Here is an 18,208-nt window from a genome sequence, read left to right as displayed (position 1 = left end):
CTCCCGACAACCCCGCCTTGGCGCGACCGCAGCCGCGCCTGTTCTGAATGCCGCGCTTACGCTGCAGTCGCCTCGTCTTCTTCCAAGGTGGCCACGGCCTTCTCAAGCTCTTCCTTCGTCACGGTCTTTTCCGTGATGTCGGCCTGCTCAAAGATGTGGTCGACGACCTTGTCTTCGAACAGCGGTGCCTGAATCTGCTGACGCATCTGCTCGTTCTGTTGCACGAACTCGAAGAACTGGCGTTCCTGACCGGGATACTGGCGCGCCTGGTTCATCACCGCTTGCGTCATCTCGGCGTCCGAGACCTGGATCTTGTTCTGACGACCCAGCTCGGCCAGTAGAAGGCCCAGCTTCACACGGCGCTCGGCCAGCGATTTATGCTCGTCGGTCGCTTCGATTTGCGGGTGGTCGTGACCCTGAACCTCGGGGTTCTCTTCGTGCCACAGCTGGTGCGCAATCTGGTCGGCCTCTGCCTTCACCAGGGTCGGCGGCAGTTCGAACGATACTTTCTCGTCCAGCACGTCCAGAAGCTTGCGCTTCATCACCGCGCGGGCGGCCTGACCGTATTCGGCACCCAAACGCTCACGAATCTGAACCTTGAGGGCCTCAAGATCCTCGGCGCCGTAGTTCTTCGCCATCTCGTCGTCGATCTCGGCGGCTTTCGGGGCCTTCACCTCTTTGATCGTGCAGGCGAAAGAGGCTTCCTTGCCAGCAAGATGCGCGGCTTGGTAATCCTCGGGGAAAGAGACCTTCACCTCTTTCTCGTCGCCTGCCGTCACGCCGACCAACTGCTCTTCGAAGCCGGGGATGAAGCTGTTGGAGCCCAGCACCAGCGGGTAGTCTTCCGCCTTGCCGCCTTCGAATTCCTCACCGTCGACCGAACCGACGAAGTCGATCACGACCTGATCGCCGTCCTCGGATGCGCCGTCCTTGGCCTCATAAGCCTTGGCGTTCTCGGCCAGCGACTTCAGCGCGTCATCAACGGCAGAATCGTCAGCCTCGACGACCATCTTTTCCAGCTTAACGTCGGATGCGTCGAGTTCAGGGATCTCGGGCAGTGCTTCATAGCTCAGGTCGACTTCAACGTCGTCACCCGGCTTCCAGTTTTCATTCGACATCTTGACGTCGGGCTGCATGGCCGGGCGGTCGCCGGTCTGCTCAAAGTGAGACGACATCGCGCCATCCACGGCTTCTTGCATGGCCTCGCCCATCAGCCGCTCGCCGAACTGCTTCTTCAGCAGCGGCATCGGCACCTTGCCTTTGCGGAAACCCTTCATCTCGATATCGGGCTGCGCTTCGGCCAGCTTTTCGTTGACCTTCGCGTCCAGCTCGTCGGCCGTCACGGTGATGTGGTAGCTGCGCTTCAGCCCGTCGTTCTGGGTCTCGGTGACCTGCATGTCGCCCTCTTTCCTGTCGTCTTTGGTGCGGATGAAGGGACTCGAACCCCCACGCCTTGCGGCGCTTGGACCTAAACCAAGTGCGTCTACCAGTTCCGCCACATCCGCATAACTACAAGGGCGCGACCGCGCCCCCGAAAATTCTGCGCCTCTCTAGCAAAGGGGTTTGGGGGATGCGAGCGGAAAAAGCGGCAGCGAAAAGAAGACGCGGCCCGGAAATGGGACCATCGGTAACCCATTTTTGACACATTCGGGGGTAAGACAGGATGCAACGCAACGGAGACACCCCGATGACCCAGATCGCACCGAAGACCGTCCAAGGCACCGCCCGCACCCGCACCCAGACGGGTCTGGCCGCCGGCACCCGCGTCATGACGTTGGATGGACAGATCGCGGTGGAATTCCTGCAGCCTGGGGATCGCATCATCACCCGCCAAGGCGTCCGCCCCCTGCGCGGCATCCACATGGTCGAGCGTGAAGGCGTCGAAGCCGTCACCATCAAGGCCTCTGCCCTCGGACACGACCGCCCCGAGGAAGACATCACGATGGCCGCCGACCAGCCGCTTTTGCTGCGTGACTGGCGTGCTCAGGCACTATACGGTGCAGATCAGGCCATCATTCCCGCCAAGCGTTTGGCCGATGGCGAATACATCGCCGCCAAGACGACCGCCAACCTGCGCACCTTCGCGCTGGTCTTCGACACCCCGCAGGTCATCTACGCTGAAGGTTGCGAACTGCCGATGGAAACCACTGTGGAAATGGTGGACTGACCCTCCGGATCATCGGAACCGAACAGGGCGCTGCGGCGCCCTTTTTCGTGGGCGAGTCGGGGGCGTTGGCCGGGCGTCATCGCCTCAGAGCTTCTAACCAGCCGCAAGATCCAGAATGTCACCCGGATAACTGACGACGCCGCCACCGACCGCCGCTGGCACGCCAGTCGTGCCGGGTCCGCTGGTCGGCCAGCCCCGCAAGGCGCGCACCGCCAGATACGCAAACGCCTGCGCCTCCAGCATATCGCCATTTAAGCCGACCTCTTCGATTGGCACCGTCGAAAGCCCGGTCCGCTTCGCGATCATATCCATCATCACCGTATTCTTGCGTCCGCCCCCGGTCACCAGAATGCGCGCAGGAGCCGCAGGCAGATGTTCCATCGCCAAAGCAACGCTGACTGCCACCGCCGCCGTGAGGGTCGCCGCGGCATCCGCATCCGGAAGCGGCGCGACAGCCTCATTCAGCCAAGCGAAATCATCCCTGTCCAGCGACTTCGGCGGGATCTTGCGAAAGAAGGCCTGCTTGGCGAGACGCTCCAAAACGGCTTCGCCCGGCATACCTCTTGCGGCCAACGCGCCATCCTCATCGTATCCGCGCTTTAGCCGAACCTGCATCAAATCGTTCAACGGCGCGTTTGCCGGGCCCGTATCGAAGGCCAAGCACGCCCCCGCCTCCGAAGGCACCGCAATGCTTGGGTTCACGAACGTCAGGTTCCCGACCCCACCAAGATTCAGCACGACCGATGGCTCGGTCACGCCCACAAACCGTAGCGCGGCATGGTGAAAGAACGGCGCCAAGGGCGCACCCTGCCCGCCCATTGCCACGTCTGCGGACCGAAAATCCCAAACGACCGGCGTGTCGAGCACATGGGCCAGCAGGCGACCGTCACCGATCTGGCAGGTCCCACGACCGCCCGGATCATGCGCCGTCGTCTGCCCATGGAACCCGATCACGTCTGCGCCCGCGATATCGGACAAGACCTCGGCATGCGCGCCCTCGACGACCTGCGATGCTGCCTCCAGATCGTCCCATTGGCCCAAAGCAGCGGCTAAAACATCCCGCTCCTTTTCAGAATAAGCGCGGTACGCCGTTTCACCGAACCCGAACACATCGGCGCCGTCCGTCAGAACCATCGCTGCATCCACACCATCGAGCGACGTGCCCGACATCGTGCCAAGCGCCCAGACGGGGCCGCGCTTCAGCGCCTCTTTCAACATGGGTTTTCACTCCTGAACCGCACCGCTATAGCGGGACACGCGCCGAAAAAGGACCACAAACACCGATGACCTACCAGCCAAAATCGGACTTCCTGCACATCATGCTCGAACGGGGCTTTGTCCACGGATGCACCGATCTGCAAGGGCTGGACGAAGCTTTGCTGAAAGGCCGGATGCCCGCTTACATCGGCTTCGACGCGACCGCGACGTCGCTGCACGTCGGCTCGCTCATCCAAATCATGATGCTGCGTTGGCTGCAGAAGACCGGCGGTCAGCCGATCACGCTGATGGGCGGCGGCACCACGAAAGTCGGCGATCCCAGCTTCCGGTCCGACGAGCGCCCGCTTCTCGGCCCCGAACAGATCGATTCCAATATCGCAGGGATTCAGGCCGTCTTCGCCAAGTACATCGACTACGGCGATGATGCTGCCCTAATGCTGAACAACGCCGAATGGCTCGACGGTCTCAACTACCTCGATTTCCTTCGTGACATTGGGCGGCATTTCAGCGTCAACCGGATGTTGGCGTTCGAGAGTGTGAAGTCGAGGCTCGACCGCGAACAGTCACTGTCGTTTCTCGAATTCAACTACATGATTCTGCAGGCCTACGATTTTCTTGAGTTGAACCGTCGCTACGGTTGCATGTTGCAAATGGGCGGCTCGGATCAGTGGGGCAACATCGTCAACGGTATCGACCTTACGCGCCGCGTCGCCGAGACAGAAATCTTCGGTCTGACCTCTCCACTGCTGACCACCAGCGACGGGCGCAAGATGGGCAAGTCGGCGCAAGGCGCGATCTGGCTGAACGCCGACATGCTGTCGCCCTACGAGTTCTGGCAATTTTGGCGCAACACCACCGACGCCGACGTGGGCCGCTTCGCCAAACTATACACAGAGCTGCCGGTGGACGAATGCGACCGCCTGGGCGCGCTGGAAGGGGCCGAGATCAACGAGGCCAAAGCGATCCTCGCCGACGAGGTCACTGCGCTATGCCACGGCCGCGCCGCAGCCGAAGCCGCCCGCGAAACCGCGCGCAAGGTATTTGAAGAAGGCGGCACTGGCGATGACCTGCCCACCGTCGCGCTGACGGCGGTAGAGGCCGCCGGCGGTGTGTCCATCGTGCAGCTATTTGTGCGCGCGGGCCTGTCGGGATCCGGCAAGGAAGCCAAACGCCTGATCGCAGAGGGCGGCGCCAAGCTGAATGACGACCCAGTCACCGACGCAGGTCTTATGGTCGGCGCGGACGCCTTGCCCATCAAACTGTCTGCGGGCCGCAAACGCCATGCACGTGTCACGGTGGAAAGCTGAATGGCCACAGTTCTGGAACGCATCAAAGCCTACAAGCTGGAGGAAATCGCGGCCCGGAAATCCGCGCACCCTTTCTCTGCCGTTGAAGCCGATGCCAAGACCGCCGATCCTGTCCGGCCTTTCGGCGCTGCATTGACGACCCACGCGCAGGACGCCTTCGGCCTGATTGCCGAGGTCAAGAAAGCCAGCCCCTCCAAGGGTTTGATCCGCGAAGATTTCGATCCTTCCTCCATCGCTGCGGCGTATGAGGCTGGTGGCGCCGCTTGCCTATCTGTCCTGACCGACGCGCCAAGCTTTCAAGGCCACGAAGACTACCTCCGCGCCGCACGGTCCGCTTGTACGCTACCCGTGCTTCGTAAAGATTTCCTCTACGATCCGTGGCAAGTCGCAGAGACCCGCGCGCTTAGCGCTGATTGCATTCTGATCATCATGGCCTCGGTCGATGACACATTGGCGGCGGAGCTCGAAGATGCCGCGACCCACTGGGGTATGGATGCGCTGATCGAGGTTCACGACGCCGAGGAACTGGACCGCGCACACCGCCTGCGCAGCCCCCTGATCGGCATCAACAACCGCAATCTTCACGATTTCTCCACCTCTCTCGACATCACTCGAACGCTGGCGAAACGGGTCGAAAGCGGTCGGGTCGTCGTCTCGGAATCTGGCCTCTTCACCCCGGATGACTTGGCAGCCATGGCCGACCATGGCGTCCGTCGCTTTTTGATCGGCGAGAGTCTGATGCGGCAGGATGATGTGGCCGCCGCAACACGCGCCATCCTTGGACACGCCGCATGAGCCTGACCCACTTCGATTCCGACGGTCATGCCCATATGGTCGATGTATCTGACAAGGCATCGACCGCCCGTGAGGCGCGTGCCGAAGGTTACGTAAAGATGTCTTCGCAAACGCTTGAGATGATTACCGAAGGCCGCGCGAAGAAAGGTGACGTTGCAGGCGTCGCACGGCTTGCCGGGATCATGGGCGCAAAGCGCACCGCCGATCTGATCCCGTTGTGTCATCCCCTGCCGATCACCAAGGTCGCCGTCACTATCGAGCCGGACGCCGAACTGCCCGGCTTGCGTATCTCTGCCACAGTCAAGACCGCTGGCCAGACCGGCGTCGAGATGGAAGCGCTGACGGCCGTTACGACCGCCTGCCTGACCGTCTACGACATGGTCAAGGCGGTTCAGAAGGATATGGAAATCGGCGGTATCCGTCTGATTTACAAAGATGGCGGTAAGTCCGGGCGATTCGAGGCGCAACCGTGATCACAGTCGCCGAGGCGCTGGAAAAGGTCCTCGCTTTGGTTGGCCCGTTGGGCGCCGAATGCGTTCCGCTTCGACAGGCAGCGGGCCGCATCCTTGCCGAGCCTTGCGTCGCCCGGCGCGACCAGCCCCCCTTTCCGGCAGCCGCGATGGACGGTTACGCGGTCGCTCAAGATCCACAACCAGGCGACACCTTAACAGTGATCGGCGAAAGCGCTGCAGGGCATGGATTTTCAGGCGCTGTAGGCTGCGGACAAGCCGTACGCATCTTCACCGGCGCGCCAGTGCCCGATGGTGCGGTCCGCGTCATCATTCAGGAAGACGTGTCACGCGATGGCGATGTAATCACGTGCGGCCAGAACATGGACGCCGCCACCCACATCCGTGCTGCCGGAACGGATTTCACCAAAGGTACAAGCTTCGCTCCTGCTGGCCCGTTGCGACCCGCAGACATCGCCTTGCTGGCCGCGATGAACCATTCCGAGCTTCTGGTTCGCCGTCGCCCCGTGGTCGCACTGATCGCAACGGGCGACGAGCTCGTCATGCCGGGTGAAACGCCGAACGCGGATCAGATCGTGACCTCCAACACCTTTGGACTGGCCGCGATGATCGAGGCCGAGGGCGGCGTCGCACGATGCTTGCCGGTGGCGCGGGATACCGAAAGCTCGCTCGCCACAGCCTTCGACTTGGCAGCGGGTGCGGACCTGATCGTCACGATCGGCGGCGCGTCTGTGGGCGACCACGATTTGGTCGCTAAAGTGGCCGAAGATCGGGGCATGGACCGCGCGTTCTACAAGATCGCAATGCGCCCTGGCAAGCCTTTGATGGCAGGCCGCATCGGCGGAACCCCAATGATTGGACTTCCCGGAAACCCGGTATCTTCAATGGTCTGCGGAACGATCTTCATCCTGCCAATGATCCGCGCCATGCTGGGCCAGCCGACATCGACGGCAGTCGAAACCGCGACACTTGCCAGCCCTCTGCCCACCAATGGGCCGCGCGCCCACTACATGCGAGGCCACCGGATCGATGGCGGTGTGGCGGCCTTCGACAGCCAAGACAGCGCGCGCTTGGGCCTGCTCGCACGGGCCGATGTCCTAATTGTACGCCAACCCCATGATCCGGAACGAAAGATCGGGGATAAGGTACGAATTATCGCGCTGTGACGACTTGACACGTAAGGGGAACAGGCGTAGAACACATCGGGAAAAGGCCTTGGAGGGCAAGTCTCGATGTTGACGCGCAAGCAACTGGAACTTCTGTCGTTCATCAACAAACGGCTACAGCGTGACGGCGTTCCGCCATCGTTCGACGAAATGAAAGAGGCGCTGGATCTGCGATCCAAGTCCGGAATCCACCGATTGATCACAGCCCTGGAAGAGCGTGGGTTCATTCGCCGCCTAGCCCATCGTGCCCGCGCAATCGAAATCGTCAAATTGCCAGAGAGCTTGGAGAAGCAACAAACAGGTTTCTCACCACGCGTTATCGATGGCGATCTTCCGGATACTCCTCCTCCGTCTGCTGCACGGCAGGTAGAAGTTCAGGCGACAGAGTTGCCGCTAGTGGGCCGTATCGCCGCCGGTCTGCCGATTGAGGCTATCTCTGATGTATCTCACAACGTCGCGGTGCCGTCACAGATGTTGTCTGGACGCGGCCAACATTATGCGCTGGAAGTTAAAGGCGAGTCGATGATCGACGCTGGCATCAATGATGGCGATGTCGTGGTGATCCGCGAAACCTCCGTGGCTGAGAATGGCGATGTGGTAGTAGCCGTGGTCGAAGGCTACGAGGCGACGCTGAAGACCTTCCGCCGTCAGGGCAGCTCGATCGCGCTGGAAGCCGCAAATGCCGCCTTCGAGACGCGCGTTTTCCGAGAGGATCAGGTATCGGTTCAGGGCAAGCTCGTCGGATTGATTCGCACCTATTAAGGGTGCGTCCAAGGGCGTTGGCCCGATTGGTCCGAGACGGTGTGAACGGTTGTCCGCCCGTTTTGACTACCGATAGAAATCGCTCCCGTTCGAGCCAGAACGGTGCGGTCGAATAACAAACAGTCTCTCTTCTGTCTTTCGCCCAGTTCCGCCGACGTGACGACGATATAGCCCTCATGGCAAGCCGCAAGCGCACGTGCAGCATTGTCGCGACCGTGGATATGCAAGACTGTCAGCTCCCCTTCGATCTTGTTTGTCGCGAGTGTTGTCCTTTGGGTTGCTGCCATACCATTTGCGAAGAGTCCGATACCATCAACCCAGCGATTTGCCGCCGTCAGTTGGTCGACCCTGTCACCGTCATTTTCCAGCCAAACACGCGCAGCAAAGCTGCCGCCGCGTGGCTTGGACAGCGCACGGCCTTCGGATGTCATGACGCCAACCAATGCCCCCTGCGAGTCGATCAGCACTGCCGGACGCTCGACGTCGGACCATAGCAGGAAAGCCAGCGCCACCGGGGTCAAACCGATCCAGCGCGCCTGTCCGCGCCATAAGATCACGAAAAGCGCTCCCACGGCCAATAGCGGCAGCACCCACGGACCGGGGGCGATAATCGGGATCGCAGCGCCTTCCAGCGCAGCGACCCAGATGGCGACACTCAGGATCCAGTCGATCGCGGGGGCCATAACTGCCAAGCCGACCCAGGCCAATCCGAAGGGTGCCAATACCGCGGCCAGTACTGCGCCCGGCATGACCACGATTCCCATCAGCGGCACCGAGAGAATGTTCGCGATCAGCCCGTATTGCGAAAGCTGGTTGAAGTGTGCCGCTCCGAAAGGAGCCGTCGCCGCACCTGCAATTGCAGAGGAAATCACAAGGGTTGCGACCCAGCGCACCACGCCGCTGCCAAGGCCCTTGTCGCGCAGCAGGCGGAACACCCAGACCAGGGCCACGGTGGCGGAGAACGACATCTGGAAGCCTGGCTCGGACATCGCTTCCGGTCGCCACACCAAGATCAGGGTCGCCGCGACCGCCACAGCGCGCAGGGTCATCGCACGGCGGCCCAGCATTACGGCGACAAGGATGACCGCCGCCATGACGAAAGCTCGCTGGGTGGCCACATTGCCTCCGGACAACGCCAGATAGAACGCGCCTGCCGCAAGAGCGCCGCCTGCCGCGATGGACTTGATGGGCCAGTTGAGGGCGATGCTCGACGGCAGCGCTAGCAAAAATCGCAAAAGGCCGAAGACAACGCTGGTCAAAAGGCCCATGTGAAGCCCTGAGATCGCCAACAGATGCGCAAGGTTGGACACGCGCAGCGCGTCCAAAGTCTCTGCCGCGATGCCGGATCGGTCGCCAGTGGTGATCCCCGCTGCGAAAGCGCCGGTGTCCCCCGGCAATGCAGCACGAACGCCGGTCGCGATGCGCGCACGCAGCCGCGCGATGGGAAGCGCCGAGCCTGGCGGCTCCAACAGGACAGCGGGCGTGCGAGAGTACCCGACCGCCCCGATCCGGTCGAACCAGGCCATGCGCCGGAAATCGAAGCCGCCGGGCTCTATCGGGCCATCAGGGGCCGATAGATGCCCGGTGATGCCGATGATCTGGCCGGGGGCCGGGTCCAGCCACTGCTCGTCGCCATGCAATGAGATGCGCACGCGGTCCGGTACGCGTTCGGGCACCGTGCGTTCCAGCACCACGCGGTCGAGCGTTAGCCGCACGGCGTCCGATCCGGATCGGTCGATCTTGACGATGCGCCCCTCGACGGGGCCGTAGTATCGGAACGCCAGCACCGGCGCTTCGACCGTCGCGGTGCGTATCCCGCCAAGGCCCGCGCCAGTCCCGATCAGGACCAAGGCCGCAATCCACGGCCAGCGCCATGCGCCCAGGCACAGCGCGCCAATCCCCAAAGCCAAGACAACGGCAAGCCCCGCCCACGCCATCGACGACGGCTCTACAGGCAGCGTGAAGTAGCCCCCAATGCCAATCCCCAGGCACACAGGCACCCATGGAAACAGCGCCCCGCGCTGGTGGTCCAGCCGCGCCATGGATGCCAGCCGCTCCACCCTTGTCTCCCCTGCGCCAGTTGCCTAAACCTCGCGTCGATTGATCCCAAAGACTGGTTACACAATGGTTAACGCCCTCGTTTCCGCGCCGGTCGTGACGCGGATCGCGCCATCGCCGACCGGCTTCATGCACGTCGGCACCGCGCGCACCGCGCTGTTCAACTGGCTGTACGCGCGGGGGCGCGGGGGGCGGTTCCTGATCCGGATCGAAGATACCGACAAGGCACGTTCGACCCAGGCCGCCACCGACGCCATCGTGGCAGGCATGGCGTGGCTGGGACTGGACCACGACGGTGAAATCGTCAGTCAAGCTGAACAGGCCGACCGCCATGCCGAAGTGGCACAGGCGATGCTTGCATCAGGTTCGGCCTATAAGTGCTTCGCAACGCAAGAGGAAATAGAAGCCTTCCGCGAAGCGGCGCGGGCCGAGGGACGCTCCACCCTGTTTCGCTCTCCTTGGCGCGACGCCGATCCCGAAACCCATCCCAATGCGCCCTACGCCATCCGTGTGAAGGCACCGCTGGACGGTGAGACGGTCATAAAGGACGAAGTTCAGGGCGACGTGACGGTCCGCAACGATCAGCTCGACGACATGATCGTGCTGCGCTCTGACGGGACACCGACCTATATGCTGGCCGTTGTCGTGGACGATCACGACATGGGCGTGACCCATGTGATCCGGGGCGACGATCACCTGAACAATGCCGCGCGGCAGATGCTGGTGTACCGCGCGATGGGCTGGCCCCTGCCCGTCTACGCTCATATCCCTCTGATCCATGGGGAGGACGGCAAGAAGTTGTCCAAGCGGCACGGCGCGCTGGGGGTCGAGGACTACGTGGCCATGGGCTACCCCGCCACTGCCATGCGCAACTATCTGGCCCGGCTGGGTTGGAGCCACGGCGATGACGAGGTCTTCGACACCGATCAGGCGCTGGAGTGGTTCGACCTGCCGGGAATCGGCAAGTCACCCGCACGGCTGGACTTCAAGAAGCTGGACCATGTGTCGGGCCAGCACATCGCGCAGATGCCGGATGGCGATTTGATGGTCGCGGTGTCTCAGTGGCGTGTTGCGGCGGGGCTTGCGCCATTGCAGGATGCCGAGGCCGACGGGCTGGAAGCCGCTCTGCCGATCATCAAGGGCAGCGTGAAGAAACTGGGCGATCTGCTGGACAAGGCGCATTTCGCGATGACCTCCCGCCCAATCGTGCCCGAACCGAAGGCCACCAAGGCGCTTGACGCTACGGCGCTGGAGATCTTGGGCGAATTGACGCCGCACCTGCATAATGCTAGCTGGGATCGCGATGCGCTCGAGGCCGTGGCGGCCCGGATCGCCGAGGAACGCGGGCTGGGACTGGGCAAGATTGCCGCCCCCCTGCGGGCATCTTTGGCCGGTCGGACGGCCACCCCAAGCGTCTTCGACATGATGATGGTCCTGGGCCGGGACGAAACACTGGCCCGGATAACGGATGCGATAGAGGCCGGGCCTCGACACGCATCCGTCTAGCAATACCTGCAAGCCCGTAGTGGCTAGTATTTCAACGGGAAAGAGGGTTCGCACCGATGGCCGAGGACAAAAAGACCGCCAAGCTGACGATTGACGGGAAGGACTACGACCTGCCGGTCCACACGCCCACCGCCGGGCCCGACGTGATCGACATCCGCAAGCTGTACGCCCAGGCCGGCGTGTTCACCTACGATCCGGGCTTCACTTCTACCGCTGCCTGCGATTCCACGATCACCTTCATCGACGGCGACAAGGGCGAATTGCTGCACCGCGGCTATCCCATCGACCAGCTCGCCAGCAAATCCCACTTCCTGGAAGTCTGCTACCTGCTGCTTTACGGCGAATTGCCGACCGCCGCGCAGTTGGAAGACTTCGAGTTCCGTGTGACCAACCACACGATGCTGCACGAGCAGATGATGAACTTCTTCCGTGGCTTCCGCCGCGACGCGCACCCCATGGCGATCATGGTCGGCGTCGTCGGTGCGATGTCGGCGTTCTACCACGACTCGACCAACGTGAACGACGCGTGGGAGCGTGAGGTCGCATCCATCCGCCTGATCGCGAAGATGCCGACGATCGCCGCATGGGCCTACAAGTATTCCGTCGGCCAGCCCTTCGTCTATCCGCGCAACGACCTGGACTACGCATCGAACTTCCTGCGCATGTGCTTCAGCGTTCCCGCAGAGGACTACGTCGCCAACCCGATCCTGTCCCGCGCAATGGACCGCATCTTCACGCTGCACGCGGACCACGAGCAAAACGCTTCGACCTCGACGGTGCGTCTGGCCTCTAGCTCTGGTGCCAACCCCTTCGCCTGCATCGCCGCCGGCATCGCCTGCCTCTGGGGTCCGGCCCATGGTGGTGCGAACCAGGCCTGTCTGGAAATGCTGCGCGAGATCGGCACGGTCGACCGTATCCCCGAATACATCGCCCGCGCCAAGGACAAGGATGATCCGTTCCGCCTGATGGGCTTCGGGCACCGCGTCTACAAGAACCACGACCCCCGCGCGACGGTGATGAAAGAGTCTGCCGACGAGGTGTTGGACCTCTTGGGAATCGAGAATAACCCGACGCTGCAGGTCGCCAAGGAACTGGAGCGTGTCGCCTTGGCCGATCCCTATTTCGCCGAGAAGAAACTGTTTCCGAACGTGGATTTCTACTCGGGCATCATCCTCGACGCGATGGGTTTCCCGACCGCCATGTTCACGCCGATCTTCGCCGTGGCGCGCACCGTCGGTTGGATCAGCCAGTGGAAAGAGCAGATTTCCGATCCGCAGCACAAGATCGGTCGTCCGCGACAGTTGTATCTGGGCGAGACGACGCGCGACTACGTGGACGTCGAAAAGCGCGGCTAACGAAAAAGGGGCGAAGTCGGAAGACTTCGCCCCTTCTGCTTCGTGGATTTTGGCCGCTTAGACCGGCTTGATCTGGTCCAGGAACGGGTAGTCGATATACCCCTTCTCATCCCCGCCGTAGAAGGTGTCCTGATCCTGCGCGTTCAGATCGGCACCCAGGCGCATGCGCTGCGGCAGGTCCGGGTTGGCAATGAAGGGCCGACCGATGGTGCCCGCGTCGGCGTGACCACTCTCGATCGCCTGTGTCAGGCGATCCGCGTTCAGGTCACCATTCGCGATGTAGAACCCGTCGTATAGCTTGCGCATACGCTTCAAACGCTCTTCCTCGTCGGTCTTCGTTTCGGCGCCGTAGAAGCTTTCGACGACGTGCAGATAGGCCAGCTTCTGGTCCGACAGCATCTTGTAGACTTCGCTGAACGTGCCCTCGGGATCCGACTCGGAAATCGCATTCGCCTGGCTGAGCGGCGACAGGCGAACACCGACGCGGTCACGGTCCCAGACGCTTGTCACGGCGTCGATCACTTCACGCAGGAAGCGCATCCGGTTCTCAACCGATCCGCCGTACTCGTCATCGCGCTTGTTCGATCCGTCCTGCAAGAACTGGTCGATCAGGTAGCCGTTCGCGGCATGAATCTCGACACCGTCGAAGCCCGCATCCTTGGCGTTCTGCGCGCCCTTGCGGTAATCCTCAATCAGCGTGGCGATCTCTTCCTTGGTCACGGCGTGCGGCTCCGAGCAATCCTCGAACCCGTTGTGCGTGAAAGTCTGCGTCTCTGCCCGGATGGCCGACGGGGCCTGCGGCGTTTCGCCCTCGGGCAGCAGGGAGTTGTGGCTGATCCGACCCACATGCCAGAGCTGCATGTAGATGCGGCCACCGTTCGCGTGCACGGCGTCTGTGATCTTTTTCCAGGCGGTGACATGTTCCGGCGCGTGGATGCCGGGCGTCTTGATATAGCCCTTGCCCAGCGGCGTGACCTGCGTGGCTTCCGACAGGATCATCCCGGCACTGGCCCGCTGGGCGTAATAGGTCTGCGCGACCTCCCACGGGGTGCCATCGTCATGAGCACGGTTGCGGGTCAGCGGAGCCATCAGGATGCGATTGGGAAGCGTGACGGGGCCCATCTGGATCGGCGTGAAGAGTGTGGCGTGATCGGCCATTGTGATTGTCCTTTTCTATGTATCACACCCCGAACAAACAGCGCCCCATCGCGTTCCCTGCCTGCGCCGTGTATGAGCGCACAGCCTGCGTTCACGATTGCCCCCGAAAGGTTTGCGATGAAAATGAAGATCAATGTCGATGTCGAGTACGCCATCGAGACCCCCACCGACATCCTTCTTCAGATCGAGACGGCGGCCATGCCGATGCAGAAGATCATTCGGGAACGGCTGGATGCGGGAAATACGACCTATCTCTCGCGCATCGCTGCGGAAGACAGCATCGGCACGCGCGTCTGGATGAACGTCGAAGACGAGCTGGACGTGAACTACACCGCTGAGATCGAGATCACGCGCACAGCGGAGGACATCAGCAAAATCCCCGCCGAGCAGGTTCACAAGCTGCCGCACGAGGCCGTGCGCTACTTGATGGCCTCACGTTACTGTCCGTCCGACGAATTCGTCAGCTTCGTTGGAGCAGAGTTTGCCCATGTGGAGGGCGGCGCCTGCATCGTCGAGATGGCGAATTGGATCAAGGAGCGCTTTACCTACTCGCCCGGCGCATCGGGACCGGGGACCACCGCGCTGGAGACATTCGTGCAGCGGCGCGGCATCTGTAGGGACTTCGCCCATGTGCTGATCACGCTTGCGCGCGCCAAAGCGATCCCCGCGCGCATGGTCAGCTGCTATGGCCCCGAGGTCAGCCCGCAGGACTTCCACGCCATGGCAGAGGTCTGGCTGGACGGGCGCTGGCATTTGGTGGACCCCACCGGCATGTCATCGCCCGACCGCACGGCGATCATCGGTGTCGGCCGCGATGCCGCCGACATCGCGTTCCTGACCAGCTACGGCTGGGTCACGCTTCAAAATCAACAGGTGCGCGTCGAAGAGGTCTAACGCCCTTCGTACTTCGGCGCGCGCTTTTCAAGGAACGCCATCACGCCTTCCCGGAAGTCGCGCGTCTTTCCCATGCGGCCCTGAATCCGGGCCTCCAGCTCCAACTGCTGGCCCAGATCGTTGGCGAAGGACTGGCGCAGGGCTTCCTTGACGCCGCGGTAAGCCTCTGTCGGGCCATTCGCCAGATGCAACGCGCGCCGCCACCAATGATCCGCGAAGCTCTCATCGGGAACGACCTCCCAGATCATGCCCCAGGACTCTGCCTGCTTGGCAGAGATCGGTTCGGCGAACAGGGCCGCCCCCATGGCCTTGGCCAAACCCATCTGGCGCGGCAACCAATGCGTGCCACCGGCGTCCGGAATAAGGCCGATGCGGGTGAAGGCCTGCAGGAACACTGCCGACTCGGACGCGATCACCACATCCGCGCCAAGCGCCAAGTTCGCCCCTGCCCCCGCCGCTGCGCCTTTTACGGCAGAGATCGTGGGGATCGGGCAGTCGACGATGGCATTCAGCATCGGCTCGTATTCGTCACGCAACGTGCGCTCCAGATCGAGGTTCGCCGCGTTGCCACCGTCCGACAGGTCCTGCCCCGAGCAAAACGCATCGCCTGCGCCGGTCATCACCAGTACGCGCGCCTCTGTCCCGGCGGCCTTCACCGCATGCGTGATCTCGGCCCGCATCTGGGTGTTCAACGCATTCTTCCGGTCGGGACGGTTCAGCGTCAGGATCGCGATATCTTCGCGCACGGCGTATCTGATAGCTTCATAATTCATGGCGGGCCTCCGATCTGGTTGGCCGGACTGTGGCACCGGGAGGCGGGCGTGGGAAGTCCGACCCTTCGTCACGCGCGGATCGGGCCGGTCGACATGAGTATTTTCGGAAACAAAGAAGGGGTCGGTCAGTCCTTCAAAAGCGCGTCGAGGCGCGCTTGTTCGTCCACGCTGAGGGTCGCGTCCCGAGGCTCTGCCGTAGGGCGACGGCGTAGGGCCAATGCGGCGACAGCCAGACCGCCCAGAAGCATGGCAGGCCCGGCCAGCCACAGGATCAGATTCGCGCCGTCCACGGTGGGGCGCAGCAGGACGTATTCGCCGTAGCGGTTCACGAGGTAATCGATCACCTGATCGTCGGTGTCGCCCGCCACCAACCGTTCGCGCACGGCAAGGCGTAAATCGCGCGCCAGATCGGCGTTCGATTCGTCGATGTTTTCGTTGCGGCAAACAAGGCAACGCAGACCCGTCGACAGGTCGCGTGCCCGCTCCTCCAGGCGCGGATCGTCCAGGATTTCGTCGGGCTGGACGGCATAGGCCGGTGCGGCCAGCAGCGACAGGATCAGGAGCAGCCGTTTCATTCCGCTGGCACCGCGCGACGTGGGGTCTTGGCGGCCCCGGCAGCGACCCGGTGGCGACGGTCGGTCAACGACAACCCGCCCCCCAGCGCCATGATGATGCAGCCCGCCCAGATCCAGTTGGCGAAGGGCTTGATGTAGGTGCGTACGGCCCAGCCCCCGGCGTCCTGCGGATCGCCGATTACCAGATAGAGATCGCGCAGCACGCCGTTGTCGATGGCCGCTTCGGTCGTGGGCATCTGCGCCACGGGGTAGAAGCGTTTTTCGGGCTGAAGGGTCGCGACCGGATCGCCGCCGCGGGTCACCTGCATCGTGGCGATCGTCGTCAGGTAGTTGGCGACACGCTCTTCGCGCACGCTGTCCAGCGTGATCTCGTAGGGACCGACCGCAAAACTTTCGCCTTCTTGCGCGACGCGGATATCCTCGACCTGCCAGGCGGTCAGGGCAGCGACACCGAAGATCGTGACGCCGAAGCCCGCGTGCGAGACGGTCTTGCCCCAGTCCGCGCGCGGCAACTTGCGCAGGCGCGCGAGTTTGGTGCTCCAGTCGCGCCCCGTTCGCAGGTTCAGATCGACGACCGCACCCAGAACGACCCATGCCGCCAGTACGGCTCCGATAGGCGCCAACATCGAGCCGCCCGTCTGCATAACCCAGACCAGCGCCCCGAGTGCGATCGACAGGGCCAGCGCCCCGATCAAGGGTTGCGCCAAGCGGTCCATCCGCGCGCGCTTCCACGGCATCAGGCCGCCGATGGGCAGTAATGCGGCGAGAACGACCATGAACGGCGTGAAGGCCGCGTCGAAGAACGGCGCGCCGACTGAAAGCTTCCGGTCCCAGATCATCTCTGCCACCAGCGGCCAGACGGTGCCGACGAAGACGACGAAGGCCGACACCGCCAACAGGATGTTGTTCGCGACCAGTGCCGACTCGCGGCTGACCAGGGCAAAGACGCCCTTCGCTTCCAGCGACGCGGCACGGGCGGCGTAAAGTGTCAGCGCGCCACCCATGAAGATGCCGGTGATTGCCAGCAGATAGACGCCGCGCTCTGGGTCGTTGGCGAAAGCGTGAACGCTGGTGAGCACGCCGGATCGCACGATGAACGCGCCGATCAGGCTGAACCCAAAGGCGAGGATCGCCAGCAGGATGGTCCAGGACTTCAGCGCCTCTCTCTTTTCGACCACGATGGACGAGTGCAGCAGGGCGGCCGCGATCAGCCACGGCATGAAGGACGCGTTTTCGACCGGATCCCAGAACCAGAAGCCGCCCCAGCCAAGCTCATAATAGGCCCACCATGAGCCGAGCGCGATGCCGATGGTCAGGAACACCCAGGCCACCAGTGTCCATGGGCGGACCCAACGGCCCCATGCGGCGTCCACCCGGCCTTCGATCAGCGCGGCAACGGCGAAGGAAAACGCCATCGAGAGGCCGACGTAACCAAGGTACAAGAACGGCGGGTGGAAGGCCAAGCCGGGGTCCTGCAACAGCGGGTTCAGGTCTTGTCCATTCAGCGGGGGCACTTCCAGCCGCCAGAACGGATTGGATGTGAAGATCAGGAACGCAAGGAAGGCAACGCAGATCGCGCCCTGCACGCCCAGCACGCGGGCGCGCAATGTCTCTGACAGGTTGCCGCCGAACCACGCGGCCAGCGCGCTGTAGAACGCAAGGATCACGCACCACAGCAGCATAGAGCCTTCGTGGTTCCCCCACACGCCGCTGATCTTGTAGATCAGGGGTTTCGCCGTGTGCGAATTGGCGGTCACCACTGCAAGCGAGAAGTCCGACGCCACGAACGCCCATGTCAGTACCGCGAAAGAGAAGCCGAGGAACAGGAACTGCGCCTGTGCGGCGGGCGCGGCGGCGGCCATGAAGCCGCTCCACCCTTTCTGCGCTCCGACAAGCGGCAGAACGCATTGCAGCGCCGCCATGATGAGGGCGAGGATAAGGGCGAAGTGACCGAGTTCTATAATCATGGCCTTGGTCTATCGCGCCTGATCGCGCGCGCCAATG

16 protein-coding genes and 1 tRNA gene are annotated in these 18,208 nt (G+C 62.8%); 9 read left to right on the top strand and 8 right to left on the bottom strand.

The features are described 5' to 3' along the window. Positions 1-56 precede the first annotated feature (56 nt). Positions 57-1,397, bottom strand: a complete 1,341-nt coding sequence (gene tig, locus FIU81_RS05960; protein WP_124112652.1) for a trigger factor — start codon at positions 1,395-1,397, stop codon at positions 57-59. 23 nt (positions 1,398-1,420) lie between these two features. Beyond that, a tRNA-Leu gene (locus FIU81_RS05955) sits at positions 1,421-1,505 on the bottom strand. Positions 1,506-1,687: 182 nt separating this feature from the next. Between FIU81_RS05955 and FIU81_RS05950 the strand changes: the two genes are divergently transcribed. Beyond that, entirely contained in the window at positions 1,688-2,167 is a 480-nt protein-coding gene (locus FIU81_RS05950; protein ID WP_124112651.1) for a Hint domain-containing protein, read from the top strand. 93 nt (positions 2,168-2,260) lie between these two features. Here FIU81_RS05950 and FIU81_RS05945 read toward each other — a convergent pair whose 3' ends face one another. Beyond that, positions 2,261-3,385 (bottom strand): anhydro-N-acetylmuramic acid kinase, encoded by a 1,125-nt coding sequence (locus tag FIU81_RS05945; RefSeq protein WP_124112650.1) that lies wholly within the window; start codon positions 3,383-3,385, stop codon positions 2,261-2,263. A 65-nt stretch (positions 3,386-3,450) separates the two neighbouring features. Here FIU81_RS05945 and tyrS point away from each other — a divergent pair, with 65 nt between their 5' ends. The 5 genes from tyrS to lexA all read left to right on the top strand — a co-directional run bounded on the left by tyrS (position 3,451) and on the right by lexA (position 7,885). Then, entirely contained in the window at positions 3,451-4,692 is a 1,242-nt protein-coding gene (gene tyrS / locus FIU81_RS05940; RefSeq protein WP_124112649.1) for a tyrosine--tRNA ligase, read from the top strand. Next, a complete protein-coding gene (trpC, locus tag FIU81_RS05935) occupies positions 4,693-5,487 on the top strand; it encodes an indole-3-glycerol phosphate synthase TrpC (RefSeq protein ID WP_124112648.1) in 795 nt (264 codons plus the stop codon). Beyond that, positions 5,484-5,960, top strand: a complete 477-nt coding sequence (moaC, locus tag FIU81_RS05930; protein ID WP_124112647.1) for a cyclic pyranopterin monophosphate synthase MoaC — start codon at positions 5,484-5,486, stop codon at positions 5,958-5,960. The genes trpC and moaC overlap by 4 nt, the downstream gene beginning before the upstream one ends. Next, positions 5,957-7,123, top strand: a complete 1,167-nt coding sequence (locus FIU81_RS05925) for a molybdopterin molybdotransferase MoeA (protein WP_124112646.1) — start codon at positions 5,957-5,959, stop codon at positions 7,121-7,123. The genes moaC and FIU81_RS05925 overlap by 4 nt, the downstream gene beginning before the upstream one ends. Before the next feature lie 66 nt (positions 7,124-7,189). Next, the gene (gene lexA, locus FIU81_RS05920) at positions 7,190-7,885 is read left to right on the top strand and encodes a transcriptional repressor LexA (RefSeq protein ID WP_124112645.1); all 696 of its coding nucleotides are present in this window, start codon (positions 7,190-7,192) and stop codon (positions 7,883-7,885) included. Here the strand turns inward: lexA and FIU81_RS05915 are convergent. Beyond that, complete coding sequence (locus FIU81_RS05915; RefSeq protein WP_254696015.1) at positions 7,882-9,945, bottom strand: ComEC/Rec2 family competence protein; 2,064 nt, start codon at positions 9,943-9,945, stop codon at positions 7,882-7,884. The two genes, lexA and FIU81_RS05915, sit on opposite strands and share 4 nt — an antisense overlap. 64 nt (positions 9,946-10,009) lie before the next feature. Between FIU81_RS05915 and gltX the strand changes: the two genes are divergently transcribed. Both gltX and gltA read left to right on the top strand, forming a co-directional pair. Next, positions 10,010-11,449, top strand: a complete 1,440-nt coding sequence (gltX, locus tag FIU81_RS05910) for a glutamate--tRNA ligase (RefSeq protein ID WP_124112644.1) — start codon at positions 10,010-10,012, stop codon at positions 11,447-11,449. Between the two features lie 56 nt (positions 11,450-11,505). Continuing rightward, positions 11,506-12,804, top strand: coding sequence for a citrate synthase (gltA, locus tag FIU81_RS05905; protein ID WP_124112643.1), 1,299 nt, complete (start codon positions 11,506-11,508; stop codon positions 12,802-12,804). Positions 12,805-12,861: 57 nt separating this feature from the next. Here the strand turns inward: gltA and FIU81_RS05900 are convergent, their stop codons facing one another. Further along, positions 12,862-13,962 (bottom strand): alkene reductase, encoded by a 1,101-nt coding sequence (locus FIU81_RS05900; RefSeq protein ID WP_124112642.1) that lies wholly within the window; start codon positions 13,960-13,962, stop codon positions 12,862-12,864. Positions 13,963-14,079: 117 nt separating this feature from the next. On the opposite strand from FIU81_RS05900, the gene FIU81_RS05895 reads away from it, so the two are divergent. Further along, complete coding sequence (locus FIU81_RS05895; protein ID WP_124112641.1) at positions 14,080-14,856, top strand: transglutaminase-like domain-containing protein; 777 nt, start codon at positions 14,080-14,082, stop codon at positions 14,854-14,856. Here the strand turns inward: FIU81_RS05895 and FIU81_RS05890 are convergent. The 3 genes from FIU81_RS05890 to FIU81_RS05880 form a co-directional block, all read right to left on the bottom strand. Then, positions 14,853-15,629 carry an enoyl-CoA hydratase-related protein gene (locus FIU81_RS05890; RefSeq protein WP_124112640.1) on the bottom strand — a complete coding sequence of 259 codons (777 nt, stop codon included), beginning with the start codon at positions 15,627-15,629 and terminating at the stop codon, positions 14,853-14,855. The two genes, FIU81_RS05895 and FIU81_RS05890, sit on opposite strands and share 4 nt — an antisense overlap. 125 nt (positions 15,630-15,754) lie before the next feature. Beyond that, positions 15,755-16,204 (bottom strand): cytochrome c-type biogenesis protein, encoded by a 450-nt coding sequence (locus FIU81_RS05885; protein ID WP_124112639.1) that lies wholly within the window; start codon positions 16,202-16,204, stop codon positions 15,755-15,757. Beyond that, positions 16,201-18,171: a heme lyase CcmF/NrfE family subunit gene (locus tag FIU81_RS05880; RefSeq protein ID WP_124112638.1), complete on the bottom strand. Its 1,971-nt coding sequence runs from the start codon at positions 18,169-18,171 to the stop codon at positions 16,201-16,203. Before FIU81_RS05880 ends, FIU81_RS05885 begins: the two co-directional genes overlap by 4 nt. Positions 18,172-18,208 lie beyond the last annotated feature (37 nt).

The organism is Palleronia sp. THAF1 (assembly GCF_009363795.1).
Classification (GTDB): Bacteria; Pseudomonadota; Alphaproteobacteria; order Rhodobacterales; family Rhodobacteraceae; genus Palleronia.
This window is presented reverse-complemented; position numbering and strand designations above follow the sequence as displayed.